This is a genomic window from Phycisphaerae bacterium (genome assembly GCA_017999985.1).
In the GTDB taxonomy this organism is placed as follows: domain Bacteria; phylum Planctomycetota; class Phycisphaerae; order UBA1845; family Fen-1342; genus JAGNKU01.
In genome coordinates this window covers 221,961-245,239 of sequence record JAGNKU010000005.1, presented here as the reverse complement: position 1 = coordinate 245,239, position 23,279 = coordinate 221,961, and the positions used below count along the sequence as shown (strand labels likewise).

The following is a 23,279-nucleotide window of genomic DNA, read 5'->3' as shown; positions in this document are numbered from 1 at the left end:
GTGACGCTGTTGCGCATGAAGCCGACGTTTGCCATCGCGCTCGCGCTCGTGTGCCGCGATGAGCGTTGGCTGGTTGCACGCCGACGGCCGCATATGCATCTCGGGCGGCTGTGGGAGTTTCCGGGCGGCAAAGTGCAGGCAGGCGAGACCAGTGTCGACGCCGCGCTCCGCGAATTGCGCGAGGAGTGTGACATGTTGGCCGACCCGCTGCGCACACTCGCAACCGTCACGTACGAATACCCGGACCGCATCGTGCAGCTTACGCCGGTGGTTTGTCGCTGGCGCACGGGCGAGGCCCGCGCGCTCGCAAGCACGGAGTGCCGCTGGGTGACGGCGGCGGAGCTGGCGGAGCTGGAAATGCCGGCCGCGAACGCGGAAATCGTCCGGATGCTGGTGCCGGCCGACTGAGCGCGAAGCGCGCGGGGCGGTCGATCAGGTCCCGCCATCCTGCCATTTGTGCAATTCGGTCCGCAGATCCTGCTCCTCGCGCAGCTCGAGCACATGGGCGATGTCGATGGCCTCCTGCAGGGCCGCGATCGCCTTATCGCGGCGACCGAGTTGCATGTGGGCGGAGGCGATCTGGCGCAGGCAGGCGAACTGACTGCCGAGGTCATCGGTCTTGCGCACCTGTTCGTAGGCGAGCTCGAACTGCGCCAGGGCCTCTTCGCGCTGGCCCATGCCCTGGTACACGCCGCCGAGAATGATGCGCACGGGGGGCTTGGCCGCTTCGTCGGCGAGGGCGAGGCAGCGGGTGATCGCAGCGAGGGCCTCGGGCCATTGTTTCTGCACGCGGTGCCACTCGCCGATGTAGAGCCACGCCGTCGCCTGGTGGCGGCGTGACTGCAGTTGCTCGGCCAGCGCGAGCGTGCGGCGATGCAGCTCCAGGGCGCGCGCCGTGTCGCCGACGCGCTCGTAAAGCAGGGCGAGCTTGTTGGTGGCGGGCAGGCAGGCGATCTGGTCGCCCAGCTCGGTGAGCAGATCGACGAGGAGGATCTGCCACTCGATGGCGCGCTGCACGCAGGTGCGCGTGTGGGCCTCGCGGTCCGCCTCCGACGATGTGCCGTTGATCGGCAGCGCGCGGAGCAGGTACGCGTCGCAAATTGCCGTGACGGCGGCCATTTGCCCGTAGACGTCACGGCACTCGTAGGCCAGCGCCAGGGCCGTCTCCGCCCGCGTGTAGGCCGCGTCCGACGCGTCATCGGCCTGCAGGAGCAGCGCCTGGCCGATCTCGGCGCGCACACGGTCAAACGGGTCGTTTTCGAGCCGCGCCAGGTCGCTCAAGGCGCGAAAGCGCCGCCCCGCCGAGCCGCGTCCGGACGGACCGAGCGGCATCTCCAGTTGCGCCAGCAGGGCGAGTGCCGGCCGGAAACGCTTGTCGCGATCGAGCGCCAGCGTGGCGAAGCGCAAGGCGTCACGCGACTGATCGGCACGCGTGGCCATCAGGGCCCGCGCGTAGTATTCGACCGCGGTGGGTGTGCGGCTGGGCGTCGCCAGCACGACCGTCCGTGTGGCATCATCGAGCGTGAGTTCAAATCGCTCCAGCGTCCAGCGCGTGGCCAGGTCGAGCATCTCGAACAGACGCGCGGCCGGGATGGTGGTCTGCCAGCCCGCCGCGCCCTCCGCGAGCGGCTGCAACGTCAGTTCGAGCGTGATGGCGTTGTCTGGTCCCTGGCAGCGCCCGCTGAGAATATATCCAGCGCCCAGGCCGCGCACGATGTCGGGCCACGGCGGCGGCGCGTTCGGGTCGCCAAGCTCGCTGCGCGCCTGGTACAGACGCAGCGTGGGCACGATCACGAGGTTCGGCACGCGCTGCAGACGCCGGGCGAGCAGTTCCTCGAGGGCGACGGGAATCCACGTGTCGCGCGCGTCGCCCGCGGGATCGGGCTCGAAACCGATGACGGCCACGCGCGGCCGCGCATCGGTCGCCGGCCGGGGAGCGGTCGGCGCAGAGGTCGCCGGCTGGGCCAGCGACGGCACGGTGACCGAAGCGAGCAGCACGCCGCACAGCAGCACAAGGCCGAACCGGCCGACGGTGAGGGCCAAAATGGTGCGCATGGCGGTCCTCCAAGGCTGCGGGCGGCGCGCGGCACACCCCACGGATCGATAACGCGCGCAGATCCACGGGCGGAGTATACCACGGGTTGTCGCCCGCGGCACGGCGGGGTTGCTCAGGACGCCGGTGCGGGGCCGCCGCCCATCGCCGCGTGGATGATGCGTTCCTGGGTGGCCTCGCCGCGGCCGAGTTCGGCCACGATGCCGCCGCCATGCACGACGAGAATACGGTCCGCCAGGGCGAGTAGCTCGGGCAGCTCGGTGGTGATCAGCACGATGGCCACGCCGGCGGCGGTGAGCTCGTTCAGCAGCGCGTAGATGTCGGCCTTGGCGGCCACGTCGATGCCGCGCGTGGGTTCATCAAGCAGGAGCACCTTCGGTTCGGTCAGGAGCCAGCGAGCCAGCACGACCTTCTGCTGGTTGCCGCCCGAGAGCGTGGCCACCTCGGCCCCGAGGGTGGGGGCGCGCAGGTTCATCCTGTTGACCTGCGGCGTGCAGCGCGTGCGTTCGCGATGCGCGCTGAGCAGGCCGCCGCGCGTACAGCGGTTCAGCGTTGCCAGGCTGAGGTTGTGCAGGACGGACATGGGCAGGACGAGGCCGCTGCCCTTGCGGTCGTTGGTGAGCAGCGCCAGGCCGCGGCGCAGCGCGGCACGTGGTGACGGCCGGCGCAGCGGCTGGCCGTCCAGGAGGATGGTGCCGTGCTGGGGCGTGCCAAACCGCCCATACAGCGCCCCGAGCATCTCGCTCGCGCCGGACCCGACCAGTCCCGCGAGACCGACGATCTCGCCCGCCCGCACGTGGAAGCTCGCGTCGCGGACCAGCCAGCGGTCGCCGGTCGGAGCGCGCACCCGCAGCCCGGTGACGCGCAGCCGCTCCGGGCCGGGGCGCGCCGCGTGGTGCGGGAAGAACTGGTCGATCTGCCGGCCGACCATCCACTGCACGAGCTGGTCTTGCGGCAAGTCCGGCGTGCGGGCGGTGCCGACGTGCCGCCCGTCGCGCAGCACGGTGATGCGGTCGGCCAGCGCGTAGATCTCGTTCATCTTGTGCGAGATGTAGATGATGCCGACACCGCGGTCGCGCAGCGGGCGCATCGTGGCGAAGAGGCGCTGCGCATCGGTCTCGGAGAGCGCGCTGGTCGGCTCATCCATGATCAGGATGCGGGCGTGCCGCGCGAGGGCTTTCGCGATTTCCACCATCTGGCGGGTGGCGATCGGCAAGTCGGCGATCGGTTGCGCCACGTCCAGCGCCACGCCCAGCTCGGCGCGCAGCACGCGGTCCGCGGCGGCCTGCAGGGCACGCCGGTCGAGCCAGCCGCACCCGCGGACCGGCTCGCGGCCGAGGAAGATGTTTTCAGCGACCGATAAGTACGGGACCAGGCTCAGTTCCTGGTGGATGGTGGCAACGCCCAGGTCTTCGGCGTGCCGCGGCCCCGTGCAGCGCACGGGGTGGCCGCCGATGAACACCTGGCCGGTGTAGTCACGGTACGCGCCGGCGAGGATCTTGATCAGGGTGCTCTTGCCGGCGCCGTTTTCGCCGACCAGGGCGTGGATTTCGCCCGCGCGGAGGTCGAAGTCGACACCGTGCAGGACGGTCACGCCCGAGAAGGCCTTGCGGATTTCCCGCGTCTGGAGCAACGGGCTGTCGGAGGGTCGGTCCATGGGGGCTGGCGGGCAACGTAGCATGGATAGGCGGGGTGCGGCAAGGCGGGCGGGGCGGCTTGTGTTCATGCCAAAGACGGGTATAAGAGCGTGCGGTGGGCCGTGGTGATATGTGTCCGGGCCCGCCCACCGCCCGTGGGGCGCGGAGGAAGACGATGAGACCGGTGATGCTGGCGGCGCTATGCCTGGGTTGGGCGGGGATCAGCGTGGTCCGCGCCGATCCGAAGATCGGCAGCTATGCGCCCGACATCGAAGCCAAGAGCTGGATGAACACGGACGGGCAGCCGCTGTCGCTGGCGGAATACCGGGGCATGGTGGTGGTCCTGTTTTGCTGGGGGGCCGGGCCGGGTGGTGGCGAGGCGGTCATGCCGATGATGACCGCGATGAACAACTCCGTGGTCGGGCGTCGGTCGGGCGTGTTCATCATCGGCGTCACGGACGCGGACCAGAAGCGGGCCGCGGAGGTGCTGCAACAGGAGAAGGCCTTTTTCCCGGTGGCGGCGGAGGCGAAGGCGACCTTCGAGGACTATGGCCTGACCGATCTGCCCCGCGTGATCATCATCGATCCGGCCGGGAAGGTGGCTTGGGCCGGCTGGTCCGGGGACCGGACGGGCGATGCCCTGTTCACCGAAGTCCGCAAAGTGCTGGCGGACACGCCGCCGACGAAGACCCATCCCGAGGAAGCGGAGAAAGCCAACGCCTATCTCAAACAGGCGCGGCAGGCGCTGCGCGAGGACAAGGTGAACGAGGCGTATCGCGCGGCGAACAGCGCGTTCGATCACGCGTTGCGCGGCGATGCGCTGAAGACCCGCTGCCAGGATCTGCTCGATCTGATCGAAGCGCTCGGGCGCGACAAGCTGGCGCTGGCGGAGCGCGCGCTGGACGAGAAGAAGTACGAGGACGCCGTCACGTTGCTGCTGGAGCTGCGGCGCGAGTATCGCGGCCTGGACGTGGCCCGGTCGGTCAACAAGAAGCTCGCGGCACTGGAGAAGAAGGTGCCCGATGTCGCGCGGATCATGAAGGCGCACGCCGACATGGGGCAGGCCGAGTCCCTGCTGGCGGCCGCGATGGAGCGCATCCAGGAGCGCAAGTTCGGGCCGGCGTACGAGACGCTGGAGCAGGTTGCCGAGGAGTACGCGTCGACCGAGACGGCCGCCAAGGCCCAGACGTTGCTCGCGCGGATGCAGCAGAACGACGCGGTGATGGGGTATGTGCGCGACTACAAGGCGTCGCGCGCCTGTCGCACGCTGCTGTCCCAGGCCGACGCCTACGAGCGCACGGGCCGCGCCAGCCGGGCCCGCGAGCTGTACCGCGAAATCCTCGACAAGTATGGGGATACAATCTACGCCGACGAGGCCGCCCAGCGGCTGGCGCGCATGCCCTGACGGACGGCGGCCGGACGCGCGGCGCCACGGAAACGGTATGACGAGCAACAAGGACCCTTACGACATCCTGGGCGTGCAGCGCAGTGCGACCGCCGCCGAGATCAAGCAGGCGTATCGCCGACTCGCCAAGCAGTATCACCCCGATCGCAATCCGAACGACAAGACGGCGGAGCAACGTTTCAAGGAAGTGCACGCGGCGTACGAAGTGCTCGGCGACCCGGAGCGGCGCGCGCAGTACGACCGGTTTGGCGCCGGCGGCCCGGCGCCCGACGTGCATGCCTGGACGACCGGGGGCCCGGGCATCCGCGTCGAGGACATCCCCTTCGACTTCGGCGGGATGGGCGATCTGACCAGCATTTTCGAGCAGTTTTTCAACCGGGGCGGGCGCGGGCGGCGCCGCGCCGGGCCGCGCGCGGCCGCGCCGCGCGGCGCCGACCTGGATTACGCGATTGAGCTGTCATTCGAGGAGGCGTTGCACGGCGCGGTGCGCGAGGTCGTCTTGACAACCGGCGGGCCGGGCGGCGCCAGCGAGCGCATCCGCTTTCGCGTGCCACCGGGGGTCAGCGACGGGCAGCGGATTCGCGTGCGTGGCCAGGGCCAGGAAGGCCCCGGCGGGCGCGGGGACCTGCTGATCCGCTGCCAGATCCGCCCGCACCCGTACTTCCGCCGGGACGGGCGCGACATTCTGCTTGATCTGCCGCTGACCTTCGCGGAGGCGGCGCTCGGCACGCAGGTGGAGATTCCCACGCTCGACGGGACGGCAGTAGTCAAGGTTCCGCCGGGCACGTCGAGCGGCGCCAAGCTGCGGCTGCGCGGGCGGGGCGTCCGCGATGCCAGCGGGCAATGCGGCGACCTGTATGCTCTCGTGCAGATCGCAGCGCCGAAGTCGGTGTCGCCGCGGGGCCGCGAGCTGCTGACCGAACTGGAGCGCGAGCTGCATCAGGAGCCGCGGGCGAAGCTGGGCTGGCCGAAGTGAGACCGAACGGATGTCGCGCGAGACGCATACATCGTCGGGTCGCGCCGTTACGCTGCTGGTGCTGGGCGTGCTGGTGCTGACCATCTGCGCGGCCGTGTACATCCTCGTGGCCCGCCACGGCGGACGCGGCGGCGCGGCCGGCATCGCCAGCGAGGGTGACGCCACGGAGTTGCTGTCGGAGGCACGCTGGCTGGCCACGCTGCTGACCCTTCTGCTGATCTCCGCACTGTTGATCCTGTTATTCGTGCTCGGGGCCTACCTGATCATCCGGATCGGGCAGTTCGTGGCCCGCGAGCGCGTCGGGGGCACGCCGACGGCGTACGTGGACGCCTGGCAGAAGTACCGCCTCACGGATGAGCAGATCGCCGCCGCGACGTCCGAAGACAGGCCGGATCGCAACCCGGGCGGACCGGGGCCTGGCCCCGCCGCGCCGCCGCCCCAGCCGCCGGACCAGCCGGCAGGGAGCTAGACGAATGCCCGGTACCCGACCGACCCGGCCGCCCGACGCGCCTGACGCCGTCGAGCGTCTGTACGTGTACTGGCTGGTGAGCACGGCGCTGCTGGTGCTGGTGACGGTCACCGTGGCGATCATGACGCGCGGCACGCTGCAACAGCAGGCGCTGACCATCAACGAACTCAGCACGCACGTGACGACCCTGGAGGAGGAAATCCGCGACCTGCGCATCCAGGCGCGGCGCCTGCCGCCCGCGGCCCCGGTCCCTGCCGTGCCGGCGCCGGTCACCGAGCCGGAGGAGCCGCCGCGGCCGGAACCCCCGGCCGCGCCGCTGCCGCGCGCCACGCCCCCCGTGGCGACGCCCGCGCCGGCGATCCCCAGCGATGAAGCTCTCCGCGCGCAGCTCGACAACATCATGAGTGACGCGCCCGTGACGCCGCTGGACATCAGCGCCGCGGATGAGGGCCTCGTGCTGGTGGCCACTGCGACGCAGTGGTTGCGGCAGGCGACGTGGACCGGGCCCACCTGGCTGCGGCTCGCGCTCCTGGCGCGTCTGCTGGAACGCGACGTGGCGGCGGAGGCGTTTGCGGAGCGGGCCCATGCCGCGCATGAGCCGCTGGCCCGCTATGCCGAAGTGTCCGCCCGCGCGCTGCTGGCGCGCGGCCGGCCGCGGGACGCGCTGCCGATTGCCGGGGCGCTGTGTGCGCAGGAGCCGCTGGCCGCGGCGCCGCGGATCCTGCTGGCGGCCGCGCATCTGGGGGCGGATGACCCCGCGTCGGCGGATGAAACCCTGGAGGCACTGCCGCTGCCCGTGGTGGTGGACACGTATGACAAGCTCGTCCTGGCCCGCGTGCTGCTGGCGCTCGAGCAGTGGCCGCGGCTGGCCGTGGTCCTCGGCACCGTCCGCGACGTGCCGGCCGAACTGAGCGCGGAACACAACTTTCTCATGGCGGTATCGATTGCGCACGCCGCCCGCACGGTTGAAGCCCTCGCGATCCTGGACGCGTTGCGCGCGGAGCAGCCCGCGGCGGACGCGCGCGCGACCGGGGGGTGGCGCTGGCCGCGCCCGGATCGCCACGAGATCGACGTGTGGCGGGGCGCGACGCTGATGCTGGCGCAGCAGAACGAAGCGGCCCGCGAGACCTTGCGGGAGGCGGCCGCGCGCAACCCGGGCCGCCCGGAGGCCGAGTACTACCTCGGCGTGCTCGAGGCGCGCGTGGGACGCGTGGACGTGGCGCGTGCCCACCTGAAGAACGCGGTGGCGAGCGCGGCGCGCCTGGCGCCGGCGTGGGAGGCCCTGGCCTCGCTCGAGATCAATGATGATCAACTGGACGCCGCGCTGGACTGCCTGACGCGCGCCGTGGCGAGCAACGCGCGTCGGCCGCTGGCACATTTCCTGCTGGCGATCGTGCACGCGAAACGCTCGCAGCGCGAGCGCGCCGCGGACGCGCTGCGCATCACGTTTCAGCTCGACAGCGCCTACCTCGGCGAGGCGCAGCAGACCGACGTGCTGCTGCGGCTGTTCACGCCGGAGGAGCTGGATGCGCTCGCGGCCCCGTCAGGGCTGCTCGGGCTTCCGCAGGAGGGGGCGGAGGAGGCCGGGAGCGAGCCGCCGTAGGGTGCGCGGCGAAATTCGCGGTGGGCGCGCGGGATTGGGTCGGGCGGTTGGTACAATATAGGAGGTGAGCGGGGCGCCCCGGGGCCGGCAGGTCGGTCCGGACGGCGCGGACATGGGCCGCTTGCGCGAGGTCGTGCGAGGTATGCTGAGTGTCGGTTAATCCGCGCGAGAATCTCTCAGTTCGGCGAGAGAATGCGCTGCTGGTCAAAGTGATCCTGGGGGGTGCAGCCCCGATCGAAGATCCTCTGGTGGAACTCGCGGAACTGGCCCGCTCGGCGGGGGCGAACGTGGTGAGCCGCGTGGTGCAGCGGCGGCCAGCGTACCACCCGGCGTCGTGCGTGGGGAAGGGGAAGCTCGAAGAAATCCGCCAGCGCGCCGACGTGTACGAGGCCGACGTCGTCATCTTCGACAACGACCTCAGTCCGTCGCAAATCCGCGAGATTGAGAAGGCGACCGGCCGGAAAGTGCTGGATCGCAGCGAGTTGATCCTCGACATCTTCGCGTCGCGGGCACGGACGCGCGAGGCGCGCCTGCAGGTCGAGCTGGCACAGCTCGAATACACGGCGCCACGGCTGCGCGGCATGTGGACACACCTGGAGCGCATCGCCGGCGCGGGCGGCGCGACGGGCGCCGGCGTGGTCGGCGGCATCGGCACGCGCGGGCCGGGCGAAAGCCAGATCGAGATCGACCGCCGGCTGGTCGACAAACGCGTCGCGCTGCTCAAGCGGCAGCTCGAAGAGATCGACCGGCGCAAGGTGCGCGAGGTGCGGGCGCGCCAGGACCATTTCACGGTGTCGCTGGTCGGCTACACGAACGCCGGCAAAAGCACGCTGATGAACGCGCTCACCAACGCCGGCACGCTGACCGAGGACCGGCTGTTCGCGACGCTGGACACGCTGACGCGGCGGTGGGACCTGGGCAGCGGGCGCTACCTGCTGCTGTCGGACACGGTGGGGTTCATTCGGGATTTACCGCATCACCTGGTGGCGTCGTTCCGCGCGACGCTGGAGGAGGCGATTCACGCGGACCTGCTGCTGCACGTGGTGGACGCGGCGAACCCGGAAGCGGAGCAACAGGTGGAGGCGGTGGAGCGCGTGCTGGCCGAGCTGGAGGTAGCGGACAAGCCGACGCTGCTGCTGCTGAACAAGGCGGATGCGGTGCGGGACCTGGCGGCGCTGTCGATCCTGCGCACGCGGCATCCGCAGGCGCTGCTGGTGTCGGCGCGGTCCGGCGACGGGCTGGATGAGCTGCGGGCCGCGGTGGATCGGCGGATGCGCGGCGAGCAACGCCGGATCGTGCTGTCGGTGCCGGCACACGATGGCAAAGCACTGGGCTTTCTGGAGCGGTTTGCCGAGGTGCTGGACCGGCGGTTCGAGGACGGGCGGGCGATCCTGGAGGTGGCGATTGCGCCGCGGGCGCTCAACCAACTGCACAGCATTGCGGCGGATATCCGACACGCGGAATAGGGGGGCGGCGCGGGGGCGCTATCATCAGGACAGGTCAGGCTCCGAGCGTGGATGCGCTGACAAACTTTTTGGAGAGCGACGGCCATGAGAGCGTGTGCGATTTTGGCGGTGTTTGCGTTGATGGTGGCGGTGGTTGTGGCGCAGGAAAAGCCGGAGGCCGCGGGGCGGAAGGTCATCGAGAGCCAGCCCTCGTCCCCGGCGGGGCCACTGGACTTCACGGTCAGCGACATCGACGGCCACAGCGTGCCCCTGGCGAAGTACAAGGGGGACGTCGTGCTGCTCGTCAACGTAGCGTCGAAGTGCGGGTTTACGCCGCAGTACAAGGAATTGCAGGCGCTGTATGACAGGTACCGCGAGCGCGGCCTGCGCATCCTGGGGTTTCCGGCCAACAACTTCAAAGCGCAGGAGCCGGGCAGCAACGCGGAGATCAAGGAGTTCTGTCAGAAGAACTTCGGCGTCACGTTCGACATGTTCGCGAAGGTGTCGGTGAAGGGGGACGACATCTGTCCGCTGTACAAGTTCCTGACGTCGGAGCAGACGAATCCCAGCCACGGCGGCGAGATCGCGTGGAACTTCACGAAGTTCCTCGTTGGGCGCGACGGCCGCGTGGTGGCGCGCTTCGAGCCCAAAGTGAAGCCGACCGACGAGGCGGTGACGCGCGCGGTCGAGGCGGCGCTGCACGCGGCGGTGCCAACGTCGCAGCCGGCGGGGAAGAAGAACTGATCATGACAGAAACGCGGCGCGCACGAAGACGCACACGGTCGAGCTGAGCGGCGGTCGGTGTCCCCGCCGTGCTCCAAGACGTCGGCCGGCGCCGGGCGGGTGCGCCCGACGCCGGCCGCTTGCGGCTTATCCACATGTCCGCCCGGTCCCCTGAGCGGGGTGGGCGCGGGATGGCGTCACCGACCGGTCAGCAGCGACACGAAGCGGTTGACGTCAGGTTCATTGACCGCGCCGTCGCCGTTGAGATCGCCCGTCACGTACATGTCGCAGCTCGCGTACATGGCTTCATATGCGGGCGGATCGGTCAGGGCCAGCACGAACCCGTTGATGTCGCGGAAGTTGACGCGTCCATCGCAGTTCAGGTCGCCCGGCCGGAGCCGCACGACCGGGTAAAGCCCGGTACGGGCGTTGTTGCCGTGGTAGGTGAGCCAATCGCGGTTGGTCAGCTTGTACGTATCCGGCAGCTTGTACAGGTTGATGTCGATGAACGTCTCGTGCCGCGAAGTGACGGCCAGCTCGTAGTGCCCGTCGTTGTCGATGTCGCCGATCGTTGGGCCGTTCAGATACGTCAGCCCAAGCGGTCGCAGCGGGAAGCCGGGCAGATCGTTGCCGAGCGCGTCCGTGCCGAAGACGTAGCCGTAATTGTCCACGGCGGCGCGGTAGTCGGTGAAGATCTCCATCTGGCCGTCGCCGTTGATGTCCGCCGTCACGATGGCGCCCTCGGACCCGCCGAGGGGCATCATGTAGGGGAAGTTCGGCTTGAGCTCGCCGGTGGCGGTCCAGGCGAAGAAGCAGTTGCTCGGCAGGTAATTGTCGCCGGCCTGGCCGTTGATGATGTCGAGCTGTCCGTCGCCTTCGAGGTCGGTGACGGTCGGCGGGCAATAAGTCCAGTATTCCATGTTGATGGGCCAGCCGGTGGCGTCGGTGCCGTCGTGGTGCCAGACGTGGGTCTGGGGGAGGTTGCCGTGGGCCCCGATCACGATCTCGAGGTCGCCGTCGCCGTCGATGTCCGCGAGCGCGGGCGACTGGTAGCTGAAGTTCTGATCGACCGTCAGGCGGGGCCAGCCGGGCATGACGGTGCCATCGACATTCAGGACGTACATCGCGTTGTAGGCGATGCAGACGATTTCCACGTCGCCATCGCCGTCGAGATCACCGACCGCGGGCGTGGCCGCCGGGACGTGCTGCATCGCAAAGGGCCAGTTGCCGCCCCACTCGGTGCCGTCCATCTCGAAGATGTGCACGTTGCCGAGCGGGTAGGCGCGCTCACACGCGATGATTTCGAGCATGCCGTCCTGATCGAGGTCATACAGGACCGGCGACATTTCAATGTTCTTGTTGTTCACGTTGAGGGGGAATCCCGGCAGGGTCTGGCCCAGGTGATCGAGGATGTAGATGCGTCCGCCGCTGGTGGGGCCGCGCGTGAACTGGACGATCTCAGGGTAGCCGTTGCCGTCCAGGTCCCCGATGGCGGCGGCGAACTGGCACATGTTGTTCAGCGTCACGGGGAAGCCGGGCATGTAATTGCCTTCATAGTCCCAGGCGTGAAGCTGCTTGTCGGTGCTGCCGCAGATGATTTCCTGGTCGCCGTCGGCGTCGAGGTCGGCGAAGAGCAGACCGCGGTTGGGGGCGAAATACGAACTGATGGGCACGGTCTTCGGGAACCCGGGCATCTGGGCCAGCTCGCGCCCGAGCGGCGGCGCCGGCGGAAAGCCACCGTCCCACGAAACAACTTCGGTGGCACCCGGCAACAGCGCGCCCATATCCGCGACGCGCAGGCATTCCTGATGTTGCGCGCTGGCGACTCCGGCGCAACACAGCGCCGTCGCCAGTACCAGGCAGGTGAGACGTGATGGTTGCATGGGGGGCTCCTTTCTCGCGGTGCAGACTGCGCTCCCGCCTGCGCCCCGGCGGACGCCGCACGGGGCACACTGGCACGGATCGCAGGGACCGGTCGCTGTTCGCGGTCGCGCGTCTGGCCGAAGCCGATTCCGGCCGTGTTCGACAAAGATATCGGGAACGCTTTCGGTATCATACCGCGCAAACGGCGCGCTGCCAGCGGGGAGTCTCACGGCGTGTGTGGAATCGTGGTGGCGGTGTGGTCGTCACCGGGAGCGCGGCGCGCGTCGGCTTGTTGGCCGGCGAGCGCAGCGCTTATACTGCCGACGGCTGGCACAGGGACGGCTGAGGCTGATTGGGGCACTTCGGGCTTGGCCGCGGCGCGGGGTTGAGAGTGGCGCGGAGCGCGGGAGTGAGCGGATGACGGTGACGCTGGCGTGTATTGGCGGACGCGACGCGTACAACCTGCTGCGCGAAGGGGCGCTGATGGCGGAGCGGCTGGGGCCGCGGGCGACGCCGTTCGGGGATTCCCAGCCGATTTACCGGTGTGAGTCGCGGTTTGGGGGGTTCTTGTTCCTGTCGCGGCACGGCGAAACCGGGTACGAGCGGACGCCGACGTTCGTCAACTACCGGGCGAACATCTACGCGCTGCGGGACCTGGGGACGCGGTCGATCATCTCGTGGAGCGAGACGCGGGCGATCAGCCACAACTTCAAGATCGGCGAGTACGTGGTGGTGGACGACCTGGTCGACGAAACGGTGGCACGGCCGTCGACGTTTTTCCAGGATCGGGGTTTTGGGCATTTGCGGCAGTGGCCGGTGTTCTGCCCGAGCCTGCGGAAGGCCTTGATCGCGACGTTGACAGAGGAGAAGTGCGAATTCGCCGGGCGGGGCGTGTACGTCTGCGTGGAGGGGCCGCGGCACGAGACGCCGGCGGAGACGCGGAAGTACGCGGCGCAGGGCGGCGAGCTGTTGGGGCAGGTGTTGGCGCCGGAGGTGTTCCTGGCGCGCGAGCTGCAGATGTGCTACGCGAGCCTGTGTTACGTGGGGCGCTACGCGGAGGACGGCACGAACTATCGTCCGTTCGAGGATGGGCGCGTCCTGCCTGAGGAAGTGGAGCGGCAGCGCGCGACCGCGGCGGTGGATCGCATGCCGCGCCTGCTCGAACGGTTCTGTGAAGTACTCTCGCACACGCCCGGGATGTGCAGTTGCGAGTCGGCGATGACGCCGTATATGACGGCCGGGCAGCTCAGCTTGGACTGGCGGGCGTGGTTCAATCCGCCGGCGACGGGGGCGCCGCAGAAAGAGACCCTGTGATTCTCAAAGCGGCGTGGGTGTTGCCGATCAGCGGGGCGCCGCTCCGCGACGGCTATGTGCAGGTCGCGGGCGACCGGATCGTGGCGGTGGGCAGCGCAGCCGAGTTGGGTGCCGTGTCCGAAGCGGTGACCGATCTGGGGGCTGCGGTGTTGATGCCGGGGCTGGTGAATCCGCACACGCATCTGGAGCTGACGTGTTATGCAGGGCGGTTGAAGCCGGAGCCGCTGTGGGACTGGTTCCCGAAGCTGGTGCGTCTGCGCCGCGCGCGGGGGCAGGTGGAGCGCGAGCAGCAGGGCGTGCAAGACGGGGCCTGGCAATCTCTGCGGGCGGGGGTCACGTGCGTGGGGGACATCACGCGGCGCAACCTGAACTCGCAGGTGTTGCGGACAATCCCCGTTCGCAAGGTGTGCTACGTCGAGCTGCTCTCGCTGGCGGACGACCCGCCGCGCAATCCGGAGGAGCTGCGCGCGGGTGTGGCCGAAGTGATGGAGGACGCACTGCTGACGGTGGGTCTCTCGCCGCACGCGCCGTACACGGTGCCGATGGAGCAGATCGCGGCGGCGGTGGCGTTGGCCGAGGAACTGGGCCGGCCGTGGTGCACGCACTGGATGGAGACGCGTGAGGAGCGGGCGTTTCTGCTGGGGGACACGCAAGCGCTGCCGGGATACATGCGCGATCTGCTGGCGCAAGGCCAATTGCGCTCGCCGGGGCTGTCGGCCGTGGAGTTGCTCGAGCAATGCCGGCGCGGCGCGCGACCGGGGCTGCTGGCGCACTTCAATTATGCGCAGCCCGGCGACGCCGAGCGGCTTGCGCAGGCGGGGTACAGCGTGGCGTACTGTCCGCGGTCGCACGCCTTCTTCGGGCACGCGCCGCACCCGTTCCGGGCCCTGCTGAGTGCGGGGGTCAACGTGGCGCTCGCGACGGACAGCGCGGCCAGCAACGAGAACCTGGCGCTGCTGGAGGAAGCGCGGTTCGTCTGGCAGAACGCGCCGGATCCGCCGCGCGCCGAGACGCTGCTGCGGATGGCGACGCTGGATGCGGCCCGCGCGCTGGGGCTGCACACGCGGATCGGGTCGCTCGAAGTGGGGAAACAAGCGGACCTGATTGCCTTTACCCGCGCCGGCGGCGTGTCTGACCCGGCGGCGTGGCTGGTGGAACGCGCCCCGGCGCCTCAGCAGGTCTGGGTCGCGGGACAGCGCGTGATTTGAAGACGCGTGGGGCCGGCGGTGCCCGATAAATTCGGGCCGCAGGGGGCGCGGGCGCGGAGGACGCCGCGTTGGGGGCAGTAATGCATGCACAAAAGGCTGGAGAGTCGCGCGCGCCTGGTCGATGCCCTGAATAGTGCGGACGCGGTCGTGCGCGGCTCGACACGGCGAGTGTGGACGCGGCGCGCTGCGGGCGCAGAGCCCCCTGGACAGGTGAGACGATGGCACTGGATTTCAAGTGTGCCTGGACGGCCACACACGACTCGCGCGCGGCGCTCGCCGAGGTGCGCGGCCAGATCGCGCAGGCGGCGCCGGCGTGCGTGTTCTTGTATTGTTCGCCGAAACATGATCTCGCTGAACTCGCGCGCGGCGTCCGCGCCGCGTACGACTGCCCGGTGCTGGCGTGCACCACGGCGGGGGAGATCGTGCCGGGCCACGGCTACGTGGAGGACGGGCTGGCCGTCGCCAGCCTGGGTTCGCCGGACATGAAAGTGGCGCAGGAGGCGATCCTCGACGTGCGCAGCTTCGACAACGCGGCCGCGCTGCAGCTCCAGCGGCGCCTGGTGGAGCGGCTGGGCGGCGCGTGTCCGCCCAGCGCACGGCGTTTCGGCCTGCTGCTGATCGACGGGCTGTGCGCGCGGGAGGAATACGTGGCGGCGCTGCTGTACGGGGCGCTGGGCGGGGTTCCGATCGTGGGCGGTTCGGCGGGCGAGGCGGGGCAATGGCGCGAGACGCGCGTCTTTGCCGACGGGGAGTTTCGCACGAACGCGGCCGTGCTGACGCTGGTCCAGACGTCGTTGCCGTGCACGGTCTTCAAGACCGACCATTTCGAGCCGCGCGACACGCGCTACGTCGTGACGCGCGCGGAGCCGGAGACACGCCGGCTGCTGGAGATCAACGGGATTCCGCCGGCGGATTTCTACCTGGAGCAGACGGGCATCGCGCGGGAGGGCTTTGATACGATGCACGCGGCGCGCAATCCGCTGCTGCTGCCGGTCGGCGAGGACCACTACGTGCGGGCGGTCCGGAGCACGGAGCCGGACGGCAGCCTGGCCATGTTCTGTGCAATCGAGGAGGGCATCGTGGTGCGCCTGGGGCGGCCGGTGGACATTCTGGCGGACCTGGACCGGCAGCGGCGGGCGCTGGAGGCGGTGGTGCCGAACATCCGGGTGACGCTCGGGTTCGACTGCATTCTGCGGCGGCTGGAGATCCTGGATCGCGACCTGCGGCGGCCGGTGCGGCGGACGGTCGATAACCTGAAGCTGTTTGGCTTCAGCACGTATGGTGAGCAGTTCAACGGCCTGCACGTCAACCAGACGCTGACGGGCGTGGTCCTGGGTGACGATGCATGACGGCACACGAGCCAGCGGCGGAGCAGGTCGCGCAGCTTGAACAGGAGCTGGCGCGGCTGCAGCGCATCAACGAGGCGCTGATGACCCGCGTGGAGCGCAGCCTGACGTCGGGCGCGTCGGCCTTCGGGGTGTTCGAGCGGGCGCTGGCGCTGGAAGAGCTGGTAGGGCAGCGGACGCGGGACCTCATGGCGGCGAAGAACGTCGCGGAGGCCCAGGCGTACGAACTGAAGCAACAGGCCGCGGAACTTGAGCAGGCCCGGGCCGCGGCCGAGGCCGCCGAGCATCGCCTGCGGGTGAAGCTGCAGTGCGTGGCGTCCAACGAGAGCGTGGTGGGCAATGTCACGCTGCCCGCCCTGATCGACGTGCAGGATCTGCAGCGCATCCAGGACGCCTTCGCGCGGGCCAGCGGCGTGGCGTCGATTATCAGCGACGTGAACGGGGTGCCCATCACGAGCCCAAGCAGTTTCTGCGGCGTGTGTCAGATTGTGCGCAGCACGCCGAAGGGCCGGCAGCACTGCGAGGCCTCGGACCGGGTGCTGGGCGAGCGGGCGCGGCAGTCCATGCGGCCGACGTACGAGAAGTGCCGCAGTTGCGGCTTTGTCGACGCCAGCGCGCCGATCATCGTGGGGGGCAAGCACGTCGCCAACTGGCTGATCGGGCAGAGCAACGTCATGGGGGTGGACCGGCCGCGCATTCGCGCGTACGCGCGGGAGATCGGGGCGGACGAGGCGGCCATGCTCGCCGCGTACGACCAGCTCTCCAACATGTCCCTGGAGCAGTTCGAGCGCACACTCGAGCTGCTGTGGGTACTGGCGCAGAAGCTCTCCATGCTGGGCTATAACAACCTGCTGCTGACGCGCGACGTGGTGGAGCTCCGCAAGGCCAAGGACGCGCTGCGGGCCGGCGAGGAGCGGCTGCGGTCAATCCTCGACACCGTGCATGCCGGCGTGTTCCTGGTGGAGGAAGAGTCGCACACGATCACCGAGGTCAATGCCGCGGCGCTGCGGCTGTTTGGCGCGCCGCGCGAGCAGGTGGTCGGCCTGTCGTGCCGCAAGTTCATGTGTGCGGCGCCGGGGGGACGCTGCCCGATCACCGAGCCGGACCAGGTGGTCGAGGGCATGGAAACCGTTGTGCGCACCGTGAGCGGCGAACAAGTCCCGGTGCTCAAGTCGGTCAGCCGCTGCGAACTCAATGGGCGCCCCCACCTAATCGAGTCGTTTGTTGACATCCGGCTGCGGAAGCAGGCCGAGGCGCAGCTCGAGCGGGCCCGGGACCTGGCGGAGTCGGCGAATCGCTCGAAAAGCGAGTTCCTGGCGAACATGAGCCACGAAATTCGCACGCCGCTGACCGCGATCCTGGGCTTCGCGGAAGTGATGCTGGAGCAGGCGGGCGGCGAGGAGGCAGCGCCGGCCCTGGCGATCATCAAGCGCAACGGCGAGCACCTGCTCGCGGTTATCAACGACATTCTCGACCTGTCCAAGATCGAGGCCGGCAAGATGTCGATCGAGCTGCGGGCCTGCGCGCCGGCCGACGTCGTGGCGGAAGTGCTCTCGCTGATGCGGGTCCGTGCGGAAGCGAAGGGCGTTGCCCTGCGGGCCGCGTTTGCCACGCCGATCCCCAGGACCGTGCAGACGGACCCGACGCGCCTGCGGCAGATTCTCCTGAACCTGGTCGGCAACGCGATCAAGTTCACCGAGGTCGGGCGGGTCGACCTGCTGGTGCGCTATCTGGCCGAGGCGGATACGGCCCGGCTCGAATTCGACATCGTCGACACCGGCATCGGCCTGAGCGCCGAACAGACGCGCCTGCTCTTCGAGCCCTTCTCGCAGGTCGACGCGACCGCGCGCCGCCAGCATGGCGGCACGGGCCTGGGCCTGGCGATCAGTCGTCGCCTGGCCCAGCGGCTGGGCGGCGATGTCACGCTCGTCAGTAGCCGACTCGGCAGCGGCAGTTGTTTTCGCCTGACCCTGGCGGTCGATCCGCGGGCGGGGGTGGAGCTGGTCTCGGGCGTGCGCGAAGCGGGTCGCCGCCGCGCGGAGCCGCCGGACGGCCTGGCCGCCGACGGCGGGCACCCGCTGGGCCACCGCCGGGTGCTGCTGGCTGAGGACGGTCCGGACAACCAGCGGCTGATCAGTCATTTCCTGCGCCAGGCGGGCGCCACGGTCACCGTCACCGAAAACGGCATGTGCGCGGTGCGGGCGGCCCGGGACGCCGTTGAGCAGGGGCAGCCGTTCGACGTTGTACTGATGGACATGCAGATGCCCGTCATGGACGGGTATGAGGCGACGGGGATGCTCCGGCGGCTGGGCTACCGCGGCGCGATCATCGCGCTCACGGCACACGCGATGCTGGATGATCGGCAGCGATGCCTTGACGCGGGATGTGACGACTACGCGGCAAAGCCGATCAATCGCGCCGCGCTGATCCACGTGATCTGCAAGTACCTGCCGGCGGCGCCGGCGCTCTCGGCGTCGGAAGCGGCGGGAGACGGACGGTAGCAGCGACGGCGTCCCGCGGGCGGCCAGGTCACTTCGTCAGCTTGTAGCACGCCACCTGCTTGAAATTGCGCGCGTAGAAGTGCCCGTTCCACAATGTCGGAACGGTCCAGCAGCGCCCTTTGAGCAGCGGGACTGTCGTGCGCGGCTCGAATGCCCTGGGTGAGGCCGGCGCGATCTGCAATTCGCCCTTTTCGGTCAGGAGCAGCACGTGACCGTCGGCGATCAGCAGTGTGCCGTTGGTGACGCCGCGCTGGTTCCATTTTGTTTCGCCGGTGGCGAACGCGACGCAGGACAGGCCGACTTCGTCGCTGGCGTAGAGGTGGCCGTCGTAGAGCACGGGCGACTGGAACTTGGCCCGGATGCTCTTGTTCTGCCAGACCGTCTCGGTCTTGAGCTGCTCGCCGTCGCGGGCGAGCTTGAGCAGGATCGAGCCGTGGTCGTAGCCGGAGCTGAGGAACAGGTGGCCGTCGTGGTAGATCGGGGTGGAGGCGTTGACATCCCAGTCGGTCTGCCAGGGCATGCTCCAGACCTGCTGGCCGGTCTTGGCATCGGCGATGATGACTTCCTTGCCCATGAAGCCGACGATGTAGCGCTGGTTCTCGAAGGTGAAGGGGTAGGGCGTGGCGTAACCGACGGGGTCACGGCCGCACTGCCAGACGACCTTGCCGGTCTGCTTGTCGAGCGCGACCAGCGCGCCGTCCTTGCCGCCCGCGGTGACCAGCGCGAGGTCGCCGTCGATCAGGACCGAGGCGGCGTAGCCCCACTGCGGCTTGGCCTCGTACTGGCGGCTCCAGATTTCCTTGCCGGTTTCGGCGTCGCAGCAGAGGACGCGGCCGAGCGCGCCCTGGATATAAACGCGGCCGTCGTTGAACGCGGGCGTTCCGCGGGTGCCGTCGCCGCCCTGGCGCTCAGGATATTCTTCCTCGATGGGCGTCTGCCAGATGATCTTGCCGGTGTCGGCGGCGAGGCAGAAGAGCGTCTGCTGCTTGTTCTGCGTGCCGCAGGTGTAGACCTTGCCGGCGACGACCGTCAGCCCGCTGAAGGCGGAGCCGATGTCGGCTTCCCAGACCTTGGGCGGGGCGGCGTCCCACTTGGGCTCGAAGCCCTTCTCCGGGCTCAGTCCGTCGTGATTAGGGCCGCGCCAGCAGGGCCAGTCGGCGGCGGCCGCGGTGGCGGCGAGCACGAGGGTGGCGCCGATGGTGATGCGCAGGATTTGTCTGACATGGCCGAACATACACGCGCTCCTTGGGTTGAACGTTGGGGGAGCATAACACGGCGCGGCCCCGGCTGGAAGCTGCGTGCGGAGCGTTACTCGGAACGCAGGGCCGGCAACAGCGGGGCGCGGAGCGCGGTCGCCAGGGCGAGGATGCCCACGAGCAGCCCGGCGACGAGGATGCCGCTGAACATCAGCAGCAGAGATGCCCAGGGAATGACAGCGGTGCGCGCGAGCACGTGTGGGGCGGCCACGACGGCGGCGGAGAGCAGGCCGATCAGCAGCCCGGTCGCGACCAGCAGCGCGTTCTCGGAGAGCACGAGCAGGCCGAGCGCCACGCGCGCGAAGCCCAGGGCGCGCAGCAGGGCCAGCTCACTGCGGCGTTCCCAGACGTTGCGCAGCAGCACCGCCGCCAGGCCGACGGTGCCGAGCAGCAGTCCCAGCCCGCCGAGCGTCTGGTACGTCGAGAGGTACGTGTTCTGGACAGCGCGGAGGTCGGCGAGGCGGGCGGCCGTCGGTGTGACCTCCAGGCCGAAATCGGCGAGCTCACGGCTCAGCGTCTGTCGTACATCGGCGACGCGCTCCGGCGGCGTGTCGATCAGGAAGTAGCTGTACCCGGCGGTGGTCGGGAACAGGCGCGCGAAGTCGGTTTCGGCGATGATGATTTCACCTTGCAGGATACTGCCGCGCAGCAGACCCACGAGCCGCAGGCGCGCGGCGGGGCCACGGTCGCGCGGGACGTGCAGCTCGCCGCCGAGCTTGACATGCAGTTGCCAGAGCGCGGCGGCCTCGTCCGCAATCGCCGGAATGACGCCATCCGGCAGCGGACGGTGCAGGAGCAGCCACGGATTGCGCTGCTCGTCGGGGGTCTGCGCGCAGCTCGCGGCGAAGGTGAAGCCGTTGCGGTCGAGGAGTGCGTCGGGCGCGCCGACGATGCGTGGCTGACGCGGCTGGTAGAGATTGAGGCAACTGGTCTCGTCGCCGGCGCGGAGGCGCAGCGGAAACACCTGCGTGTTGGTCAGGGTGGCTTGGCCGGCGTCGGATATACCCAGCGCAGCGCGGCCGGCGGCGGTGTTGAGGTCGTACGTGAGCGGGGCGTCGGACTCCGCCAGCAGGGCGAATCCACCGGTGCCGGAGCGGCGGTCCTGCGTGTTCGCCGGCGCGTCGAGACGCATGGCCTGCAGTGCGGTGATGATGAACGTGGCGGCGGCGATGAGGCCGGCGGTGAGGAGGCTCCGGCCCGCGTGACGGCGGGCGTTGCGGACGCCGAGACGCAGTAAAGCGCTGGGGTCGGACGGGCGCAGCGCGGTGTGCGGTTCGCTGCGTAGCCAGGCGGTCACAGCGACCAGTCCGGCCAGAAGCAGCGCCGTGCCGCCGATGAAGAACGCCGTGGGGGCGGGGACAGTCTCGGTCAGCAGCGACAGGGCCATGAGCGCGAGGGCGCCGCCAAGGAGCAGCACGGCAAGGACGAGGTGGATGCGGGCGCGTCGCGGCGTGGTGGTGATCGTCGGCTGGGCCACGCCGCCGGCCAGCAGGGCGCGCGGCGAGATGCGTGTCAGGCCGTGCAGGGCGAGGGCAATCGCGGCGCTGGCGATGACGACGCTGCTAAGGTAGCCGATGCCGTAGCTGGTTAAGGTGGTGTGCAGCCGCAGGTGCGCTGTGTGCACGGCGTCGAGCCACCAGCTACGCAGACCGGCGAGCAGTAGCCACGCATAGCCGTGGCCCGCCCACAGGCCGAGCGCGGCGCCGAGCGCGGCAATTACCGTGCCCTGCGCGAGCAGAATGCCCGCAATGCGGCGCGGCTCGAAGCCGAGTGCCAGCAACAGGCCGATTTCGGCGGCACGGCGTTCGACGCCCAGCCGGAACAGCAACGCGATGAGCATCGCCGCTGACGCGATCAGGAAGCAACTGAACCCGAGGAACAGGCTGGCGAAGTCGGTCGCACCGGCGCTGGCGGCGAGGGCGCGGGCCCGCACCGGTTCGACCCGCAGGCCCAAGGCGGCGACATCGAGCTGCTTGCGCAGGGCGGCGTCGAACGCGGGTTCTAGTCCGGCAGCGGTTTGGCCGGGCGCCGGATACAGCCGTACCGATGTGACGCGGCCGAAGCGCTCGTGGTCGGCGGCCCACAGGCGCACGCCGTCGGCCAGCGTGATGAACGCCTTGGGCGTCGCGCGATGGTCTTTCCAGTATTGTTCGTCCGCCGGGCGGATCTTGTGCAGATCAATTGGAAACGGCGGATGCCAGTCGGAGAGGCTGTCGGCGTCGGTGACGCCAGGGTACTCGGCGGTGAACCCGGTGTCCGCGGCGGCGCCGGCGAGGCGGACGATGCCGCGCAGCCGAAACGCGGCGGCCTGCGTGTCGAGGCGGCCGAGCGGGCCAACGGCGTAGTAGGTCAGACGGATGGTCTCGCCGGGTTGCGCGGCGAGTGCGGCGGCGGTCCAGTCATTGAGCAGGATTTCGCCGGGCGCAAGCGGCGGCGCTGGTGTGCCATCCGCGAGCGTCAGGCCGCTGAGCAGCGCGGGTGTGGCTTCGATGGCCGCGACGGTGGAATACGGGACTTCCGTGTCGGGGCGCGCTTCGACCGCGATAGAGTTCGCGAGGCCGGAGAGAATCGCGGGCGCTTCGCAGCCGAGCGCGCGGGCGGCGGCGCGGGTGGCGTCTTCGACGATGGGCGGCAAAAGCAGGGTGTCGCTTTCGACGGCGACATAGCCGCGGTTCGGATTGGCGCGGAGCCTGAGGTTGAGATCGGTGAGCGTGGCGTGTCGGGCGAGAAGCTGCGTCAGGTGTGCCTCGTCGGACGCTTCAAGGGCGGGCGCTGCGACCAGCAGCGTGTTCACGCGTTCGGGCTGGCCGAGGGCGCGCTGGAGTGTCGCGAGCGGGACGAAGGCGTTGCGCGGCAGCGTCTGACGCGGCTGGAGGGCGAAGACGCCGCTGCCGGCGGCGGGGATGATTGCCTGCACGGTCAGCCGCAGCGCGAGCGTGGTGTCGGCACGTTGCCCGAGGAGCAGTTCGGGGGAGATGAGCGCCGGCCGCGCGACGCGGAGCAGGAGGTCATCGCCCGGCTGGGCGCCGAGGTCGTCGGCGAGCGGCTGGTTGAGAAGGACGGCGAGACCGCTGCCGCTCGGCCCCCAGCCTGCTGTCCCCCCGGGAGGAAGAGGGGTTTGATCGAGCTGCCAGAAGCGGTCATCAATGCCCAGGATGGCGACCCGATGGACCGCCGCGCGCGTGGCTGCGTGGCGCGCCGAGCCCGTCAGCAGCGTGACAGGCACGACGGTGCCAGCTTCAGGCGCTTGGGCGATTTCGTCCGCGAGCGCCGCACGGATTGTCGTGGGTGTCTGCACAGCGTGGGTGACTCGGCCGAGGCGCTCGAGCGCCATGTCCCGCAAGCTGCCGCGCATCGAGTCGCCCACGAACAATGCCCCGCTAAGCGCCGCCGTCGCCGCCGCCACGCCGAGCAGCACGGCGAGCTGGGCTCGCCAGTGGTGCACCAGGCTGCGGCGCTGGAAGGTCAGCAGGTCCACGG

16 protein-coding genes are annotated in these 23,279 nt (G+C 69.7%); 11 read left to right on the top strand and 5 right to left on the bottom strand.

Annotated elements, in window-relative coordinates:
- The first annotated feature begins 15 nt into the window (after positions 1-15).
- On the top strand, positions 16-408 hold the full coding sequence (locus KA383_08895; GenBank protein ID MBP7746238.1) for a (deoxy)nucleoside triphosphate pyrophosphohydrolase: 393 nt from the start codon (positions 16-18) through the stop codon (positions 406-408).
- 24 nt (positions 409-432) lie between these two features.
- Here KA383_08895 and KA383_08890 read toward each other — a convergent pair whose 3' ends face one another.
- Positions 433-2,055 carry a tetratricopeptide repeat protein gene (locus KA383_08890; protein ID MBP7746237.1) on the bottom strand — a complete coding sequence of 541 codons (1,623 nt, stop codon included), beginning with the start codon at positions 2,053-2,055 and terminating at the stop codon, positions 433-435.
- Positions 2,056-2,168: 113 nt separating this feature from the next.
- Positions 2,169-3,710 carry a sugar ABC transporter ATP-binding protein gene (locus tag KA383_08885; GenBank protein MBP7746236.1) on the bottom strand — a complete coding sequence of 514 codons (1,542 nt, stop codon included), beginning with the start codon at positions 3,708-3,710 and terminating at the stop codon, positions 2,169-2,171.
- Between the two features lie 155 nt (positions 3,711-3,865).
- Between KA383_08885 and KA383_08880 the strand changes: the two genes are divergently transcribed.
- The 6 genes from KA383_08880 to KA383_08855 all read left to right on the top strand — a co-directional run bounded on the left by KA383_08880 (position 3,866) and on the right by KA383_08855 (position 10,332).
- Entirely contained in the window at positions 3,866-5,095 is a 1,230-nt protein-coding gene (locus KA383_08880) for a redoxin domain-containing protein (GenBank protein MBP7746235.1), read from the top strand.
- 37 nt (positions 5,096-5,132) lie between these two features.
- Complete coding sequence (locus KA383_08875; protein ID MBP7746234.1) at positions 5,133-6,071, top strand: DnaJ domain-containing protein; 939 nt, start codon at positions 5,133-5,135, stop codon at positions 6,069-6,071.
- A 10-nt stretch (positions 6,072-6,081) separates the two neighbouring features.
- On the top strand, positions 6,082-6,540 hold the full coding sequence (locus KA383_08870) for a hypothetical protein (protein MBP7746233.1): 459 nt from the start codon (positions 6,082-6,084) through the stop codon (positions 6,538-6,540).
- A gap of 4 nt (positions 6,541-6,544) precedes the next feature.
- The gene (locus KA383_08865) at positions 6,545-8,143 is read left to right on the top strand and encodes a hypothetical protein (protein ID MBP7746232.1); all 1,599 of its coding nucleotides are present in this window, start codon (positions 6,545-6,547) and stop codon (positions 8,141-8,143) included.
- Between the two features lie 149 nt (positions 8,144-8,292).
- Positions 8,293-9,609 (top strand): GTPase HflX, encoded by a 1,317-nt coding sequence (gene hflX, locus KA383_08860; GenBank protein ID MBP7746231.1) that lies wholly within the window; start codon positions 8,293-8,295, stop codon positions 9,607-9,609.
- Positions 9,610-9,729: 120 nt separating this feature from the next.
- Positions 9,730-10,332, top strand: coding sequence for a glutathione peroxidase (locus tag KA383_08855; protein MBP7746230.1), 603 nt, complete (start codon positions 9,730-9,732; stop codon positions 10,330-10,332).
- Between the two features lie 176 nt (positions 10,333-10,508).
- On the opposite strand, the gene KA383_08850 is transcribed toward KA383_08855, so the two are convergent.
- A complete protein-coding gene (locus KA383_08850) occupies positions 10,509-12,194 on the bottom strand; it encodes a VCBS repeat-containing protein (GenBank protein ID MBP7746229.1) in 1,686 nt (561 codons plus the stop codon).
- 397 nt (positions 12,195-12,591) lie between these two features.
- Between KA383_08850 and KA383_08845 the strand changes: the two genes are divergently transcribed.
- The 4 genes from KA383_08845 to KA383_08830 all read left to right on the top strand — a co-directional run bounded on the left by KA383_08845 (position 12,592) and on the right by KA383_08830 (position 18,543).
- Positions 12,592-13,488, top strand: coding sequence for an MTAP family purine nucleoside phosphorylase (locus KA383_08845; GenBank protein ID MBP7746228.1), 897 nt, complete (start codon positions 12,592-12,594; stop codon positions 13,486-13,488).
- Positions 13,485-14,696 carry an amidohydrolase family protein gene (locus KA383_08840; protein MBP7746227.1) on the top strand — a complete coding sequence of 404 codons (1,212 nt, stop codon included), beginning with the start codon at positions 13,485-13,487 and terminating at the stop codon, positions 14,694-14,696. Before KA383_08845 ends, KA383_08840 begins: the two co-directional genes overlap by 4 nt.
- Before the next feature lie 218 nt (positions 14,697-14,914).
- Positions 14,915-16,045 carry an FIST C-terminal domain-containing protein gene (locus KA383_08835; GenBank protein MBP7746226.1) on the top strand — a complete coding sequence of 377 codons (1,131 nt, stop codon included), beginning with the start codon at positions 14,915-14,917 and terminating at the stop codon, positions 16,043-16,045.
- The gene (locus tag KA383_08830; GenBank protein ID MBP7746225.1) at positions 16,042-18,543 is read left to right on the top strand and encodes a PocR ligand-binding domain-containing protein; all 2,502 of its coding nucleotides are present in this window, start codon (positions 16,042-16,044) and stop codon (positions 18,541-18,543) included. Before KA383_08835 ends, KA383_08830 begins: the two co-directional genes overlap by 4 nt.
- A gap of 28 nt (positions 18,544-18,571) precedes the next feature.
- Here KA383_08830 and KA383_08825 read toward each other — a convergent pair whose 3' ends face one another.
- Together KA383_08825 and KA383_08820 are read right to left on the bottom strand one after the other, a co-directional pair.
- Positions 18,572-19,777, bottom strand: a complete 1,206-nt coding sequence (locus KA383_08825; GenBank protein MBP7746224.1) for a PQQ-binding-like beta-propeller repeat protein — start codon at positions 19,775-19,777, stop codon at positions 18,572-18,574.
- Between the two features lie 74 nt (positions 19,778-19,851).
- Positions 19,852-23,277, bottom strand: a complete 3,426-nt coding sequence (locus KA383_08820) for an ABC transporter permease (protein MBP7746223.1) — start codon at positions 23,275-23,277, stop codon at positions 19,852-19,854.
- Positions 23,278-23,279: the final 2 nt, after the last annotated feature.